The sequence below is a fragment of the Wocania arenilitoris genome, from assembly GCF_021728535.1.
GTDB classification, from domain to species: domain Bacteria; phylum Bacteroidota; class Bacteroidia; order Flavobacteriales; family Flavobacteriaceae; genus Wocania_A; species Wocania_A arenilitoris.
Map to the genome: position 1 here is coordinate 1 of NZ_JAKKDU010000021.1, position 17,925 is coordinate 17,925.

Annotated in this window: 12 protein-coding genes; 11 read left to right on the top strand and 1 reads right to left on the bottom strand. The window is 31.1% G+C overall.

Annotated features, from left to right (window positions below; translation table 11 throughout):
- Positions 1-503 precede the first annotated feature (503 nt).
- The 6 genes from L3X37_RS14370 to L3X37_RS14395 all read left to right on the top strand — a co-directional run bounded on the left by L3X37_RS14370 (position 504) and on the right by L3X37_RS14395 (position 11,908).
- Positions 504-3,629, top strand: coding sequence for a SusC/RagA family TonB-linked outer membrane protein (locus tag L3X37_RS14370; protein WP_237240861.1), 3,126 nt, complete (start codon positions 504-506; stop codon positions 3,627-3,629).
- Positions 3,630-3,643: 14 nt separating this feature from the next.
- The gene (locus L3X37_RS14375) at positions 3,644-5,551 is read left to right on the top strand and encodes a SusD/RagB family nutrient-binding outer membrane lipoprotein (protein ID WP_237240862.1); all 1,908 of its coding nucleotides are present in this window, start codon (positions 3,644-3,646) and stop codon (positions 5,549-5,551) included.
- Between the two features lie 99 nt (positions 5,552-5,650).
- Positions 5,651-8,959, top strand: a complete 3,309-nt coding sequence (locus L3X37_RS14380) for a VCBS repeat-containing protein (RefSeq protein WP_237240863.1) — start codon at positions 5,651-5,653, stop codon at positions 8,957-8,959.
- 13 nt (positions 8,960-8,972) lie between these two features.
- Positions 8,973-10,034, top strand: coding sequence for a sensor histidine kinase (locus tag L3X37_RS14385; protein ID WP_237240864.1), 1,062 nt, complete (start codon positions 8,973-8,975; stop codon positions 10,032-10,034).
- Positions 10,031-10,753 (top strand): LytR/AlgR family response regulator transcription factor, encoded by a 723-nt coding sequence (locus tag L3X37_RS14390; protein ID WP_237240865.1) that lies wholly within the window; start codon positions 10,031-10,033, stop codon positions 10,751-10,753. The genes L3X37_RS14385 and L3X37_RS14390 overlap by 4 nt, the downstream gene beginning before the upstream one ends.
- A 57-nt stretch (positions 10,754-10,810) precedes the next feature.
- Positions 10,811-11,908, top strand: coding sequence for an acyltransferase family protein (locus L3X37_RS14395; RefSeq protein WP_262910837.1), 1,098 nt, complete (start codon positions 10,811-10,813; stop codon positions 11,906-11,908).
- Positions 11,909-12,063: 155 nt separating this feature from the next.
- Here the strand turns inward: L3X37_RS14395 and L3X37_RS14400 are convergent, their stop codons facing one another.
- Positions 12,064-12,510, bottom strand: coding sequence for a hypothetical protein (locus L3X37_RS14400; RefSeq protein ID WP_237240866.1), 447 nt, complete (start codon positions 12,508-12,510; stop codon positions 12,064-12,066).
- Positions 12,511-12,601: 91 nt separating this feature from the next.
- Between L3X37_RS14400 and rsgA the strand changes: the two genes are divergently transcribed.
- The 5 genes from rsgA (at position 12,602) to L3X37_RS14425 (ending at position 17,924) form a co-directional block, all read left to right on the top strand.
- Entirely contained in the window at positions 12,602-13,552 is a 951-nt protein-coding gene (gene rsgA, locus L3X37_RS14405; RefSeq protein ID WP_237240888.1) for a ribosome small subunit-dependent GTPase A, read from the top strand.
- 239 nt (positions 13,553-13,791) lie between these two features.
- Positions 13,792-14,949 (top strand): sialidase family protein, encoded by a 1,158-nt coding sequence (locus tag L3X37_RS14410; protein ID WP_237240867.1) that lies wholly within the window; start codon positions 13,792-13,794, stop codon positions 14,947-14,949.
- Positions 14,950-14,962: 13 nt separating this feature from the next.
- Positions 14,963-15,415: a D-aminoacyl-tRNA deacylase gene (dtd, locus tag L3X37_RS14415; RefSeq protein ID WP_237240868.1), complete on the top strand. Its 453-nt coding sequence runs from the start codon at positions 14,963-14,965 to the stop codon at positions 15,413-15,415.
- Entirely contained in the window at positions 15,416-15,949 is a 534-nt protein-coding gene (locus tag L3X37_RS14420) for a metal-dependent hydrolase (protein ID WP_237240869.1), read from the top strand. It begins immediately after the preceding gene.
- Positions 15,950-16,016: 67 nt separating this feature from the next.
- A complete protein-coding gene (locus L3X37_RS14425) occupies positions 16,017-17,924 on the top strand; it encodes a DUF3858 domain-containing protein (protein ID WP_237240870.1) in 1,908 nt (635 codons plus the stop codon).
- The last annotated feature ends 1 nt before the right edge of the window (position 17,925 follow it).

Here is a 17,925-nt window from a genome sequence, read left to right on the forward strand (position 1 = left end):
TACCCCCTTGTTTGTAGTGCGCCCATATTTTATTGACAGATCGCTCTGTAATGCCAAATACTTCACTGGCTTGTTTTTGGGTTCCTAATTTTTTCAGTAAATACTGTGCTACACGAAACCTTCGTTTTTTCTTGTGCAAATTTGTTTTTTCGCTTCTTTATACACTAAAGATGCTAAAAATAATTATAATGAGAACTAAATTATGCTCTTATTAATAAATCGTTTTTTATTGTATTAAGATTCACGAAGATAACACTTAGTTAAATTTTTATCAATACCATTTATCTGTGATTATTTGTTGTTCGTCATTAAAAATAGGTTGTATATATATAATTTTTTTTAGCAAGCATATTATTCAATATTTTGCTGTTTATAATACTATTATTGCTTAATAATTAATTTTAAAATAAACCGATTTGTTAAATGAAAAAGATTCAAGCTAAATTAACTCCTCAAGAATAATCTTGAAACAATCAAAAATTAAAAACTAATTCAAAAAAATTATGATTCAAAAATTACTTAAACTCATGTTTGTGTTTTGCTTGTTAAGTATGCAAAGCTTACAAGCGCAAAGCACAATTACTGGAACTATTACAGATAGCGCAACTGGAATTCCCTTAGGAGGTGCCAATGTTATTGAAAAAGGAACCACAAATGGCGTTTCTACAGATTTTGACGGTAACTATAGTATTACTGTTTCTAGCTCTACAGCTACTTTAGTTATTTCTTATATTGGTTATACCAACCAAGAGATTGCAGTTAATAACAAATCAACTATCAACGTATCTTTAGTTGAGGATGCTAGTCAACTAGATGAAGTTGTTGTTACTGCACTTGGTATTAAAAGAGAGCGTAAATCTTTAGGATATGCCGTTCAAGAAATAAAAGGTTCATCAATAGCAGAACAGAAAGAACCTAACATGGTTAATGCATTGTCAGGAAGAATTACAGGTTTACAGGTTGTTAAATCTAGTAACGGTCCTGCTGGATCTTCTAAAATTGTATTAAGAGGATATAGCTCGTTAACTAATGATAACCAACCATTAATAGTTGTTGATGGAACGCCAATGGATAATTTTACAGGTTCTACAAATGAGGGTTTCTGGAGTCCATCTGCCGATTTAGGTAATGGTATAGCCGATATTAACCCAGAAGATATTGAGACCTTAACGGTATTAAAAGGTGCATCTGCGGCTGCATTATATGGTTCGCGAGCAGGTAATGGTGTTATTTTAATTACCACTAAAACGGGTAAATCTAATAACGGTTTAGGAATCTCTTACTCGTCTACCGTTGGTTTCCAAAGTATTTTTACATCACCGGATTTACAGAGCAGCTTCGGACAAGGTTCTCTTGGTGTTTACGATGAATATGGTCAATCTAGCTGGGGACCAAAAATTGAAGGTCAAACAGAAACAGGAGATGAGCAAGGATCAGTTGTTTTTGATAGAGCTTACGATAATATAGACAACTATTATAATGGTGGCTTTAGTCAGCAACACAGTCTGTCTTTTCAAAATCAAACAGAAAATGGTTCTATATATACATCGGCCAATTATTTAGAAGATGAAGGTATTTCACCATCGGCTACATTAGAGCGTTTAAATTTAACAGCTAGAGGTGTTTCTAAATTTGGTGCTAATAAAAATTGGTCTGTAGATACTAAAGTACAGTATAACAAAACAACGGCCAATAACAGACCAAGAACTGGATTTGGTGCATTAAGCCAATACCAAACTATAATAAACTTTCCACGCTCTAGAGATATCAGACAATACTCTGCTGGCGTAGATGAATTTGGTAATCAAATTTGGTTTGATCCTAACTCAAACCAAATTAACCCGTATTGGGCAAACAAAAGACGTTTAAGCTGGGACTCTAGAGATAGATTTATAATGACAGGAACATTAAACCATGATTTTAATGATTGGTTAAGAGGGGAAGTAAGAGCTGGTATAGATATTTACACCACTAATACAGAATCTAAAGTATTTGCAGGAACTTCTAGCAACTCAACTTATGGTTTAGGCAAGAGAACATTTAATGAACAAAACTATAGTATGTTATTAACTGCCTCTAAAGACAATTTATTTGGTAAATTTGGAGGATCGGCTTCTATTGGTGGAAATTTAATGTCTCAAGAAAGAAGTGGTTTAAGTAGTAATTCAGGAACCTTATTAGTGCCTAATTTGTTTAGCTTAAATAATGGAGTTAATCCAGCAAGTGTGTCTCAAAGCTTTAGCGAAAAGAAAATTAACTCAGTTTATGGGCTTTTCTCTTTAAACTATGACGGATATGCCTTTTTAGAATTTACAGGACGTAATGATTGGTCATCAACGCTTAGCGAAGCAAACAGATCTTTCTTCTATAATTCTGTTAATGCATCTCTTGTTATTTCGGATATGATAACAAAAAATGGTGGTGAATTACCAAGTTGGTTTACTTTTGGTAAACTAAGAGGTTCTTATGCAGAGGTAGGTAATGACTTAGCACCTTTCCAATTACAAAATGCATTTAACATAGGAAATGACGCTTTAGGAAATACGACAGCTTCTTCACAAAATACACTACTTAACCCTGATATTGTTAATGAGTTAATCAAATCTTATGAAGTTGGTTTAGAGGCGCGTTTCTTTGATAATAGAATAGGTTTAGATTTGGCATGGTACAAGTCTAATGCAACAAATCAGCTAATTAATCTTCCATTAGACCCTTTTAGTGGGTTTAACAATAAAAAGGTTAATGCTGGTGATATTCAAAACACAGGTATTGAGGCTACTTTAAAAGCCAGAATCTTAGATAATGAAGATGGTTTAACCTGGGATATGGACTTTAATTATTCAAGAAACGAAAACACGATTGAAGCTTTAGCGGATGATGTTGTAACATTTAACTTAAGAACTTTTGACAACTTTAGTATTACTGCCGATGTTGGTCAAGATTATGGGGTTATTGTTGGTACAAAATACCAAAGAGTTGAAGATGAGTCTAGCCCATTTTTTGGAAGAATTTTAGTTGATGCTGATGGATTGCCATTAGCTACATCGTCATCAGAAAAAGAAGTATTAGGAACACAAGTACCTGATGCCTTATTAGGTATTACAAATATGTTAACTTACAAAAACTTCTCTTTTAGTTTCCTTTTTAATGCAAGTATTGGTGGAGAGATTTTCTCTGGTACTAACCACGCTTTACAACGATCTGGTCTAGGTGCCGTAACCGTTGTTAATGGAGACCGAGCTCCTGTAGTGTTTAATGGTGTTGTAGATGATGGTGCTGGTAATTTAAGTGAAAATACTGTTGGTGCTACACCACAAAACTTATGGGCTGCTATTACTGGACGTTCTGGAAACTTGGGTATTACTGAAGCTAATGTATACGATGCTACTCATATAAGGTTAAGAAATGTAAATTTAACTTATAACTTTGATAAAGATTGGTTAGACAAAACGCCTTTTAAAGGCTTATCTCTTGGAGTTTCTGCCAACAATGTATGGATGATTACAAGTCATCTAAATGGTGTGGATCCTGAAGCTGTAAACGGTACAAATACCAATGCTACAGGTTTTGAGAACTTAGCACCACCAACAACGAGAACTGTATTTTTGAATATAGCTGCTAAATTTTAAAAAAAAGAAAAATTATGAAAAAAGTATTAAGTAAAACAATGGCACTATTTTGTGCAACCCTATTGGTTTTTTCTTGTAGTGATTTTGAAGAAATCAATGAGAACCCATTAGCTGCAACAGCAGAGCAAGTAGAAGTAGAATTTTTTATTAATAACTCCATTGGAGGCGCACAGCAAAACCCTCATATTGCAGAACGTATTTTTGTACTATATTGGAAAGATGCTTCTAGAACCTCCAGATTAGGAGTGCTTTCTCATGGGGGGTTTAACGATGGTTGGACAAATGACTACTTTAACGGCTATGTATCTAAATGGTTACTTAACGCCACAAATGCAATTAACGTAGCAGAAGAGAAAATCGCTACTGGTAATGTTAAAGAATATACCGAGAATGTTATGCATATCGCAAGAATTTGGAGAGTGTACATTATGAGTGAAATGAGCGACACTTTCGGTCCAATTCCAATTGATGGTTTTAAAGGTGAAAACCCTGCTTATAACAGCGTAGAAGAAGTTTATACATTTATGCTTGATGAATTAAAAGATGCTGTTAGTAAAATTGACGACACAAACGCTTTTAAACCAGATCCAAATCTAGATCCAGCTTTTGGCTATGACTACGATAAATGGAAGAAATATGGTAACTCAATGAGAATGCGTTTAGCTATGCGTTTATCTGAAGTTGCTCCTGCACTTGCTAAACAACACTTTGAAGAAGCAGCCAATAGTGGGCAAATTATTGCTACATCTGCAGATGATATGCGCGTGTTTTCTGGTGGTGGATGGAACAATTACACAAACCCACAGTCTAGACAATGGAATAGCCACTATATAACGCCAACGTACAGAAATTTAGTTGTAGGGTTAGGTAGTGTAACATCTATGGAGCAATTGCCAGCTGATGATCAAGTTAATATTAAACCTGCTGGTTATTTGGGTAAGAGATTTGAAAATCATTTTTCAATGCTTACTAACGATCCTGCTAAAGGTTTCTTTTTAGATGGTTTACCAAATACTATAGATCCTAGATCTTATAAAACATTCCCAATCCCTGGAAACGTTGATGACACTAATTATAGTAATTACCCAACATGGAGTAACAACCATACAGTAACCGAAAGAACTTTACTTGATGATAATGGTGATGAGTTAATGACAATTGACGCTGCCTTTACTTATAATGCTACAGCAGCTGGAAATACTGGTGAACCAGGTTCGAAAAACCGATTAATAGGTCCTGGATCTTGGCCACGTTTAGGTCTTGATTTCAGACATGGAGAAAGTGAGCGTATCTTTTTCCCATCTTGGGAAACGCATTTCTTAATTGCTGAGGCTTATACTAGAGGTTGGAATACCCCAATAACTGGTAAAGATGCTTACGAAACAGGAATTGCAGAAAGCTTTGCTTACTATGGTGTTTCAGATCATTTAGCAACCTATATAGCTTCTGAAGATTATAACAACAACGGTACATCAGTAAGCTGGGATCATACAACTGAACCTCCTGCAAGTGTAACTATGGACTATGTTGATGGATATACAGACACTCCAGGTACTTTTGAATACACGTACCCAAATAACACGATTTACGAAGGTGGTAACGTTAAAAACGATCTTTTAACTAAAATTATTACACAAAAGTTTATCGCATCAAGTGCGTGGATACCTCTTGAATTATGGAATGATCACAGACGTTTAGGGTTACCTTTCTTTGAAAACCCTGCAGTTGAAGATCCATTCCCAAATATGCCACAATTAAATCCTGGGAATGTAATGTCTAATCAAGTTAACTTCTTTGGACAACGTGTAAAATACCCTTCGTCTTTTGTTAATAATATTCCTAATGGTCACGCCCAAGCTGTTCAGCACTTAGGTGGTCCAGACGAAGTTCACACACCATTATGGTGGGCTAAACAAAATTAATATAATTTAAATTTATATTGTTAAAAGGGAGAATCTATATGATTCTCCCTTTTATATTTTTTATATTTATCATTAATTAATTATTAAAAAAATAGTGTTTTGAAAAAAAATATTCTCTTTACAATTTTAAGTCTTATCCTAGTTAATTGTAATCAAAACAAATCGTATAAAACCTTAAAAACAATAGAAAAGAAAACGTCTAATAGTACTACGCTATTTTCTTTAATTGCTAATGATAAAACAAATTTTACTTTCAAGAATAACGTTGAAGAAACACCAGATTTAAACTTTTTAAATTTTGGTAATATTTATAATGGCGGAGGCGTTGCTACAGCAGATTTCAACAATGATGGTTTAGTAGATGTGTTTTTTGTTGCTAATCAAAATTCAAACAAACTCTATTTAAACGAAGGCGGTTTTAAATTTAAGGATATTACAGAAACTTCTGGATTAAAAGATGCTATAGGGTGGTCTACAGGTGTATCAGTGGTTGATATTAATAATGATGGGTGGCTGGATATTTACATATGTAAATCAGGGTCTAATCAAACAACCTTTTCAAAAGAAAACAAACTATTTATTAATCAAAAAAACAACACCTTTATTGATAAAGCCAAAGGTTGGAAAATAAATGACCCTGGTTTTAGTACGCAATCCTATTTTTTTGATTTTGATAAAGATGGTGATTTAGACCTGTATTTAGTAAACCACAGACCAGACTTTGAGAATACTGGTAGGCTTAATATGCGCATCGAGAGAGATTATTCAAGGTTAAGCTCGGACATATTATATAGAAATGATGGTTCTTCATTTACTGAAATAACGCATGAAGCAGGTATAGTTAACAAAGCTTTTGGCTTAAGCGCATCAATAGGCGATTTTAATAATGATGGCTGGCCAGATATTTATGTGTGTAATGATTTTTTGACTCCAGACAAACTGTACATAAATAATAAAAATGGCAAGTTTACCGATGAGATTTTAAATAGAATTAAACATACGTCTTTTAGCAGTATGGGATCAGACTATGCTGACTTAAACAACGATTTACATCCAGATTTATTTGTATTAGAAATGGCATTTGAAGACCATGTGCGCAGTAAACAAAACATGGCATCAATGAATACAAATAATTTTAACAACTTAGTTAAAAATGGTTATAACCATCAATACATGGTAAACACATTGCAGCTTAATAGAGGAAATGGGAATTTTAGTGAAATAGCTCAAATAAGTGGATTAGCGAAAACAGACTGGAGTTGGACACCATTAATTGCAGATTTTGATAATGATGGACTCAAAGATATTTTTGTTTCTAATGGTATCTTAAAAGACATGGCAAATCAAGATTTTAGAACCGAATTAAGTAAAAGATTTAAACAAAAAAACAAACCTAGCTTTAAAGAAATAACAGATTTGCAACCTTCTACAAAAATTCAAAATTATGCCTTTAAAAATGAAGGCAACTTAAATTTTTCTAAAAACCCAGAAAATTGGGGTCTAAAAGAAAAAACCCAATCAAACGGTGCCGCCTATGCCGATTTTGATAACGATGGTGATTTAGATTTAGTAATAAATAACATTAACGACACACCACTACTCTATCAAAATAATGATACTAATAACTTTATTCAAATTAAACTAAAAGGTGATGATAAAAACAAATTTGCCATAGGTTCTAAAATTGCCGTTACCGCAAATAATATAAAACAATATCAAGAATTATATACTAGCAGAGGTTTTATATCTTCTGTAGAAAACATTATAAATTTTGGTGTTGGAGATGCCGCTAATATTGATGAGATTTTAATTGAATGGCCTAATCAAAAAATAACTAAACTTACAAATATTAAATCGAATCAAATCATTTCTGTGAATCAAGAAAATGCTATTTCATCAGGAGTCACTAATGAAAGTTTACCAAAAACACTATTACAAAAAGACAGTCCTTACAAACAGGGTATTGCTTATAAGCATAATGAAAATGACTTTAATGACTATAAAAAGCAAATTTTGTTACCACACAGTCAGTCAACAAATGGTCCGTTTATAGATAAATCTGATGTTAACGGAGATGGTTTAGAAGATTTTTTTATTGGCGGTGCAAAAGGTCAAAGTGGAGAATTATACTTTCAAGATGAGAATAGTAAATTTATAAAACAAGACACAAAAATCTGGCAAGAAGATAAAGAATATGAAGATTTAGGTGTGCTATTTTTAGACATTGACAATGATAAAGACAACGATCTTTATGTGGTTAGTGGTGGTGCAGAGTTTGAAGAAAACAGCAATCTATACCAAGATAGAATTTATATAAACGATGGTAAAGGCAACTTTAGTAAAGGTAAAAATATACTCCCTAAAATCACTTCTAGTGGGCAAACTATTAAAGCTTCAGATATTGATAATGATGGTGATTTAGACTTATTTGTTGGAGGGCGAGTAATACCTGATAAATACCCATATGCGCCAGAGTCTTACATCTTAATTAACGAAAATGGCAAGTTTTATAATAAAACAAAAACTATAGCTCCTGCAATTAAAAATGTGGGGCTTGTAACGGATGCTATATTTTCAGATTATGATAATGATAGCGATGAAGATTTAATTGTTGTGGGAGAATGGATGCCAATAACAATTTTTGAAAACAACAACGGAACATTAAAGCCAATTGAAAACAACTCTTTAAAAAACACAGAAGGGATTTGGTTTAGCATTGAAAGTGTAGATATTGATAATGATGGAGATATAGATTATTTTGTTGGAAACTTAGGACTAAACACAAAATATAAAGCCAGTACTAAAAAACCTTTTCATGTATTTTGTGATGATTTTGATAATTCTGGAACTTATGATATTGTTTTAACTTCAAATTATAAAGGCACTTTAGTGCCATCAAGAGGGCTAGAATGTTCATCGCAGCAAATGCCTTTTATTAAAGATAAATTTCCAACATTTACAGAGTTTTCTGAAGCTTCTCTTGAAGATATTTATGGTAAAGTAGCTTTAGAAAAAGCACTTCATCTTAAAGTACATATGCTTAATAGTGTATTTTTAGAAAATGATGGCGGTGGTAATTTTAGCATTAAAAACTTACCTAAAATGCTTCAAATTGCACCAATTATGGATTTTGAGTTTATTGATATTAATAATGATAATCAAAAAGAAATTATAGCAATTGGCAATCATTATAATGCCGAAGTTGAAACAGTACGTTATGATGCTTCTTTAGGCAGTATTTTATCTTATAAAAACAAGACTTTTGAAATTATTGATATGGAGGAAACAGGTTTTGTTAACATAGGAAATTCAAAAGATATTATAGCCATTAACAAAAAAGAAGGCTCTACAATACTTATTACTAATAATGATGATAGAGTTAATTTGTTTAATTTACACAATAAGTAAATAAGTTTATAAAATGAAAAGCACTTTCACTATCTTTAAAAACAAAATAAAAACAACTATTCCTCTAAAATACCATGTTGTATTTTGGGTTAGTTATTTTATTTTTAATGTTATAAGATGGGGTAGTTATAATAACGATTTTATTTACTCATTAAAATCGAATCTTATAGAATTTCCAATACACATTATATTGGTTTATTTAAACATTTATTATTTTATTCCTAAATTCATTTTAAAAGACAAATACATTGCCTTTATATTAAGCTTAGTTACGGCACTAATAACATCCTACTTTTTAAGACTTGGTTTAAATTTTATTTTTGTCTCTAACGAAATATGGATTAGTATGTATTCTACAATGCCAAATCAATCCATGTTTAATCATTTTATATCAGAGTTTATTGGTCAAATATATGTAATAGCATTTGCCTCTGCTATAAAAATTATAGTAGAATGGAGTATTGAAAAAAAAAGAAATGAAAAACTTTCGCAACTACAATTAAGTACCGAGCTAAAGTTTTTAAGAACACAGGTTCAACCACATTTTTTCTTCAACACTTTAAATAATCTATATGCATTAGCACTTAACAAATCAAACAGTTTGCCTAGACTCATCTTAAAGTTATCTAACATGATGGAGTATGTGCTTTATGATGTAACCGACTCAAAAGCAGATCTACTAGAAGAAATAAGTCATATAAACAATTATATTGATATTGAAAATCTTAGATTTAAAGACAAAATTGATACAGAATTGCATATTACAGGCGACTTAGAAGACGTTAAAGTTCCACCATTATTACTTATTACATTTGTTGAAAACTGTTTTAAGCATGGGTTAAAAGGCAATGATAAAATTATTATAAAAATGAATTTTGAGATTATTAATAAAAAATATCTTGAGTTTAAAATATCTAATAATTTTAATCCCTTGGCTATAAACAATGAAAAAAAAGGTATCGGAATTTCTAACTCATTAAGACGGTTAAAACTCTTATTTGCAAAAGATTTTATATTGCAGCCTAGTATTAATAACGATATTTATAGTATATTTTTAAAAATCCCTGTGAGATGACAATTAAGTGTATTATTATTGACGATGAGCCTTTAGCCATAAGCGTTATAGAGAATCATTTAAAAAATTTCGATAATATTGAAGTTGTAGAAACCTTTAGCAACCCATTAAAAGCATTTGGTGTTTTACAACAAGAAAAAATAGATCTTGTTTTTTTAGACATTAATATGCCTCAAATGACTGGCTTTACCTTTATTGAAAATTTAAACTTTAAACCATTAATAGTAATAACCACTGCTTATAGAGAATATGCTGTAAAAAGTTTTGAGTTAGATGTGCTTGATTATTTAGTAAAACCAATACCGTTTAATCGGTTTTTAAAAACAATAAATAAAGTATATCAGCAAATATATGCTAATGCAAATTCTGGAGACATGAGTTTAAACCAAGAACCTCATATTTTTTTAAAGGTTGATAAAAAGTTAGTTAAAGTTAACCTCAATGATATTTTGTTTATTGAAAGTTTAAAAGATTACATTAAAATAGCTACAACACTAGGCGATTATGTAGTACACAAATCGCTTACAGCTATTTCTGAAGAGTTACCACAATCAAATTTTATACGTGTACATCGTTCATATAATATTTCAATAAATAAAATTGTTGCTTTAGAAGGCAATACTATTGAAATTGCTGGTAGAAGAATCCCTATTGGAAGAAACTATTTAAAGCAAACCAAAGAACGCATATTTAATATTAAAGAAGACAAGCAAATCTAGTTTTTGGACGATTTAATATTTAAGTCTCTTTTTTTAAACCAGATAAAATATTAAAAAATGGAAATAAAACAAAGAATTGTATCTGTAGATATTCTTAGAGGATTTACCATTTTAGTAATGGTTTTAGTTAACACTCCAGGAACTTGGAGTAAAGTTTACACACCATTACTTCATGCAGATTGGCATGGGCTAACTCCAACAGATTTAGTGTTTCCGTTTTTTTTATTTATTGTTGGTATTTCAATTTCGTTTGCTTACAAAAACAAACCTAAAATTTGGCCAACCTATAAAAAAATTGTCATTCGTAGTTTAAAACTTATTGGTCTTGGGTTGTTTTTAGCTTTATTTTTACCCTATTTCCCATTTGTAAAAGACTTTGAAGCTTTAAGATTTCCTGGTGTTTTGCAACGTATTGGTGTTGTATTTTTAATATCTTCTATTTTATTTATAAACTTCAATTGGAAAACTTTACTAACAATTAGTATATTCATTTTAATTGGTTATTGGCTGTTTTTAGGTTTTATACCACTACCCAATGGAAGTTTACCAACTTTTGATAGAGCACCTAATAATTGGGCAAATTATATAGATTTAAAAGTTTTAGGAAAGCATATGTGGAAAGCAGACTATGATCCTGAGGGTGTTTTAAGCACATTACCTGCAATTGCAACCTGTATTTGTGGAATTTTGGTTGGTGGTATTTTATCCAACAAAAACATTAATAAGTTAATTTATTTGCTAATTACTGCTATATCGTTATTAGTCTGTGGCTATATTTTAAGCATATGGTTTCCTATTAATAAAGCCATTTGGAGCAGTAGCTTTGTATTAGTAACGAGCGGTTGGGCAACTTTAATTTTATCTATTATTTACTGCCTTACAGATGTGCTAAATTGGAAATTTGGTAGTATTTTTAAGTATGTTGGTTATAATGCTATAATAATTTACTTTTTATCCAGTTTTATATCTAAATGTTTTTATTTAATAAAAGTCAATCCGCAACAAAGTATTCACTCTTGGCTATACAACAACATATTTGTTCAATCTTTTTTAGCCGATAAATTATCATCTCTTCTTTATGCATTAACTGTAGTATCTTTCTATTTATTTCTAGGATATATACTCTATAAGAAAAAGATATTTATCAAGGTTTAAACACCTTACTTACTTAGAAATAACTGTAAAAGAAAACGCTTTTTTCCTTTCTGCCTCAATAGAATAAGAAACCGTAACTAAGGCTATGCTTTATTTTTTGTACAAATAAAAAAATCATTATTTTCTTTTACAGTTATTTCAAATAAGAAATAGTATTATTTATTTCTTTTAAAAATATAACGTGTTATGAAAATACCCTGATTATCACCTTTACCAGCACTTTCTACAGCACTAGTTACAAAAGCAAGCTCCCAACCTTCTTCAATCATAGTATTAATTTTAGAAGTTATTATAGCATCATTTGCAGCTATGTTTTGAAAACGAATGCCACCAAGATTAAAGAAGTTTAATAGCTTAGTTTCATCAAAACCTTTAACTCTTATTTCTCCACGTTTAGATTTGTTTCGTGTATTATCCTCTTCTGTTTGGGTACTCGTGTACTCTTTGTAATCTTTCTCTTCGTTGGCGCTAATAATTCTAGAACGCCCTAAACCACTAGGAACAATAGATTCTACACTAGTTACAACTTTGTACTCTACTTGAGCACTTGCATCAATAAATGCAAAAAGGCCAATAGCCAAAACAATAAGTAATTTTTTCATGTTGTTTGTTTTTGTAATAATTAATAATTTACAAGTTTAACTAATATCTATGCCAAATAAAATATTTATTAGTTTTACTTTTGAAAAATATATGACAGGACGCGTTTATAAATCTACAGGCAGCTGGTACACCGTTAAAACCGAATTAGGTGAGACTTACGAATGCCGTATAAAAGGGAAATTTCGCATAAAAGGAATAAAAAGTACTAACCCTATTGCTGTGGGCGATGTTGTAGATTTTGAGTTGGAAACTGATAATGACCAAGATTCAGGGGTTATTTACAATATTCACGAAAGAGCCAATTATATTGTTAGGAAATCTGTAAACCTATCTAAACAAACCCATATTATTTCTGCAAATATCGATCAGGTGTTTTTAATGATTACTATTAATAATCCACCAACATTAACCAGTTTTATAGATCGGTTTTTAGTAACTGCCGAGGCGTATTCTATAAAACCCATTTTACTTTTTAATAAGATAGATACTTATGATGAAGCTACGTTAAATGAAGTAAAGTACTTCGCTCACATTTACAGAAAAATCGGGTATGAATGTATAGGAATATCTGCTACTACAGGAAAAAACGTTGATAAAGTAAAAGCTGCAATGCAAGGTAAAGTAAATGTTTTTTCTGGGCATTCAGGTGTTGGTAAATCCACACTTATCAATGTTATTGAACCTTCGCTAAATATCAAAACTAAAGAAATTTCAACGCAGCATATGCAAGGACAGCATACTACCACTTTTGCAGAAATGTTCGATTTAAGTTTTGATGCTAAAATTATAGATACACCCGGAATAAAAGGTTTTGGTGTTGTAGATATGGATAAAGAAGAAGTTGGCGATTATTTTCCTGAGATATTTAAATTAAAGCAAGCGTGCAAATTCAATAATTGTTTACACACTAAAGAGCCAAATTGTGCAGTTAAAAAAGCGCTGGATGATGATGAAATAGCATTTTCGCGCTACCGCAGTTATTTGCAAATTATTGAAGGTGAAGATGTACACTACAGAACCGATATTTGGGATAAAGAGTAAATTAGTTTAATCGAAAAGAATTCCCGTATGCTTGCATCGGGGTTTCCGCTGAAATTGTCATTCCCGTGAAAACGGGAATCTAAATAATAGAATTTTGTTTTTGACTATAAGGTCAAAATGTGTTACATTGAGCTTGTCGAAATGAAACTAGCGAAACCTGTGCTGAGCGCAGTCGAAGCATACCATGTGAATAGTTGGTTTCAAGAAATTCTTTATTTAAATTTTAAAATCTATTCTTGATGAGATACTTTGTATTTATAATGAGTTGTTTACTATTTCTGAATTGTAACAATAAAAAATCGAATATTTCAACTGAAAAAAAAGAAGTAAAACCTCAAGAACCGTCTGTATTCAACACCTTATTTAAAAATGGTGATCATGGCTATGCCTGTTATAGAATACCTGCAATTGTTACCACCAATAACGGAACAGTTTTAGCGTTTAGTGAAGCTCGAAAAAAAGGATGTTCAGATACTGGCGACATTGATTTAGTAATGAAAAAATCTTCTGATAATGGTATAACGTGGAGTAATCTTAAAATTATTTGGGATGATAAAGCTAATTTTTGTGGTAATCCAGCTCCTGTAGTTGATAGAGAAACAGGCACTATTCATTTACTTTCAACATGGAACAATGGTAATGATCATGAATCAGAAATTATTAACGAAACAAGTATTGAAACCAGATTAGTATATCATTTAAAATCAACAGATGATGGAGTAACATGGTCTGAACCTAAAAATATTACTGAAAGCACAAAAGAAGATGATTGGACATGGTATGCAACAGGTCCAGTTCATGGTATTCAGCTTGAAAAAGGGGTGCATAAAGGGCGATTAGTAATCCCTTGCGATCATATTGAAAAGGATTCAAAAAAGTACTATTCGCATGCTATTTACTCTGATGATCATGGGGAAACTTGGAAACTGGGAGAGAGTACACCAGCAGATCAAGTCAATGAGTGTACAGTTGCCGAATTAACAAATGGAGATTTACTACTTAATATGCGTAATTACGATAGAAAGGCAACCAAAGCAAGACAAATAGCCATAAGTAAAGATGGAGGAGTAACTTGGATTAATCAAAAATTTGATATTGAATTGCCAGAACCAAGGTGCCAAGGTGCGCTATTATCTATTAAAAACAACAATAAAAATGTGTTATTATTTACAAATCCTGCCGATTCTTTAGCTAGAGTTAATATGACGCTTTCAGTAAGTTTTGATGATGGTTTAAATTGGGATAAAAAGCTATCTATTTATAAATCTCATTCGGCTTATTCAGACCTTACCGAGTTAAAAAACGAGAATATTTTAGTGTTATATGAGGCTGGTATAAGTGGTGCTTATGAAGGGATACACTACAAAATTATTGATAAAAATCTTATTTTTAATTAAGGGTTGTTAGTAAATGAAAGTAGTCATTCAACGTGTAATAAAAGCAAGTGTAACCATAAAAGGTAAAAAAGTTGCTTCAATTGAAAGCGGTTTTTTAATATTACTTGGTATTATAAATGAAGATACTCAAAGCGATATCAATTGGCTTTCAAATAAAATAGTAAATCTTCGAATTTTTGGAGACGAAAATGGTGTAATGAATCATTCTCTTTCAGATTTTAAGGGCGATGTTATTGTGGTAAGCCAATTTACTTTGCACGCATTAACTAAAAAAGGAAATAGACCAAGTTATATTAAAGCAGCAAAACCAGATGTTGCTATTCCGTTGTATAAAGCCTTTGTTGATCAGTTAGAATCAGATTTAGGTAAACCAATTCAAACTGGTGAGTTTGGAGCCGACATGAAAGTAGAATTAATAAACGATGGACCAGTAACCATTATAATCGATTCTAAAAATAAAGTCTAGTTGGCGTCGATTTTCGGACATAGTGCTGTTGGTTTTACTTTAGCAAAACTTATTGATAAAAAGAATGGTAGATTATTGCTGTTCCTTGCTATTTTCTCAACCATATTGCCAGATTTTGATGTAATAGGTTTTAAATTTGGTATATCTTATTCACATGTATTAGGTCATAGAGGTTTTACACATTCAATTGTTTTTGCAGTTTTATGGACACTCATTTTAATATTTACACTAGGCAGAAAAAACAAACTAATTTGGTTTTTAGTTATATTTTTGTCTACAATGTCTCATGGTATATTGCATGCAATGACGAGTGGAGGCGAAGGCGTTGGATTCCTAATTCCGTTTAATAACATTAGATATTTTTTTCCTTTTAGAGAAATAGTAGTATCTCCACTTGGGCTGAAAAACTTTTTTTCAGAATGGGGCACCCAAGTTATTTTAAGTGAAATAAAATATGTGATTCTCCCTTGTTTTTTTATATTAGCCGTAAGAATTTTAATTAAAAAGGTAAAGAAAACATTTCTTAAAATATGATTTCCCTCATATAAATAAAGGTTTTATTCCTTTAGATTTGCTTTTTTATTTTGTTAAAAACCAATCAATGGTGTTAAAACCTATAGTTAATATTATGTTGCTATTAGCAACGCTTACCGCTTTTTCGCAAGACGATTTATATTCCAGTTTAACAATTCCAGATGACTTAAAAAAAGGAGCCAATGCAGTTGTAAGGCTAAATGAGATGCATGTTGTGATAGAATCCCAAAATAAAATATTAATATCACTCGATAGAGTTGTTACTGTTTTTAATGAAAAGGGGAATCAACACCTTCAAGCTGGAGTTGGTTATGATAATCATATAAAGGTAAAAAAAATTGAAGCTGTTATTTTTGATGAAAATGGAGAAGTGCTAAAGAAAAAAAAGAAAAGAGACTTTATTGATTATAGTGCCGTAGATGGAGGAACACTTTATTCTGATTCTAGAGTTTTGTTTTTAGGCTATACACCAATTAATTATCCATATACAGTAAAGTTTAGTTATGAAGTTGAATCAGTAAATACTGCAGCTATTCCAACTTGGAGACCAATTAATAGTTACTTTTTAAGTGTTGAAAAAGATAGTTTTATTTTAAATGATCAAGCTAATCTAGGTTTAAGATCTAAAGAAATAAGTTTTGATGAATTTCAAGTTAAAAAGTCCACTTCAAGTAATACGCTAAGCTATACTATCTCAAATGTACCACCAATAAAACCAGAAGATTTAAGTCCTAGTTTAAATAGTATTACACCTTATGCAATGGTTGCAGTAGAAAAATTTCATTTTAATGGAGTAGATGGACATGCAAAAAACTGGAATGAGTTTGGTAATTGGATTAGAAACTCGCTTTTAAAGGGTAGAAATGAGGTAACTGAAAAAACGAAACAGCAAATTTTAGATTTAGTAAAAGGTATAGATAACCCCATTGAAAAAGCAAAAAAAGTTTATGAGTTTGTACAAAACAATACAAGATACATTAGTGTTCAAGTTGGTATTGGTGGTGTACAGCCTATAGCAGCTTTAGAAGTTGATAATTTAAAGTATGGCGATTGTAAGGGCTTAACTAATTATACGCAATCACTTCTTAGTATTGCTGGAGTAAAATCGTATTACACAGTAGTAGAAGCCGGAAAGGAAATAATAGACTTTGATACTGATTTTGCGTCTTTAGAACAAGGGAATCATATTATTTTAGGAATTCCTAATAACGACGAAATGATATGGTTAGATTGTACAAGTCAAATACATCCTTTCGGATTTATTGGCGATTTTACAGATGATAGAAAAGTATTGGTCATAAAACAAGATTATAGTGAAATTTTAAAAACTATCAATTATCCCGATAGTATCAATTATCAATTTACTAAAGCAGATATTAAATTAAGTGTTGATGGAAGTATAAACTCAGAAGTTACAATTAAAACTAAAGGTGTACAATATGATAATAGATTTTATATTGAAAGAAAATCTAAGAAAGATATTGATGAATATTATAAAGAGTATTGGGGTAATGTTAATAATTTAGAAATAAATGATTATTCTTTTGAGAACGATAAAGAAGATGTTGAATTTACTGAAAAGATAAAATCTCGTGCTCAAAACTATGGTTCTATAAACGGAGATAGACTCATTTTTGCTCCAAATGCTTTCAATAAAAATTCATTTATACCTAACAGATACCGTAATCGTAAATTACCAGTTGAGATACAAAGAGGATATTTAGATGAAGATAGTTTTAGTTACACAATTCCAAATGAATATGTGATTGAATCACTTCCAGAAAATGTTTCAATAAAAAATAAATTTGGAGAATATTTTATTGAATTTATACAAGATGGTAATAAAATACTCTACAATAGGAAGTTAAAGATTTTAAAAGGGAAATACCCTAAATTAGAGTATGATTTATATAGAAATTTTAGAAAAAAAATTTCGAAAATGGATAACTATAAAATAATATTAAAAAAACTATAGA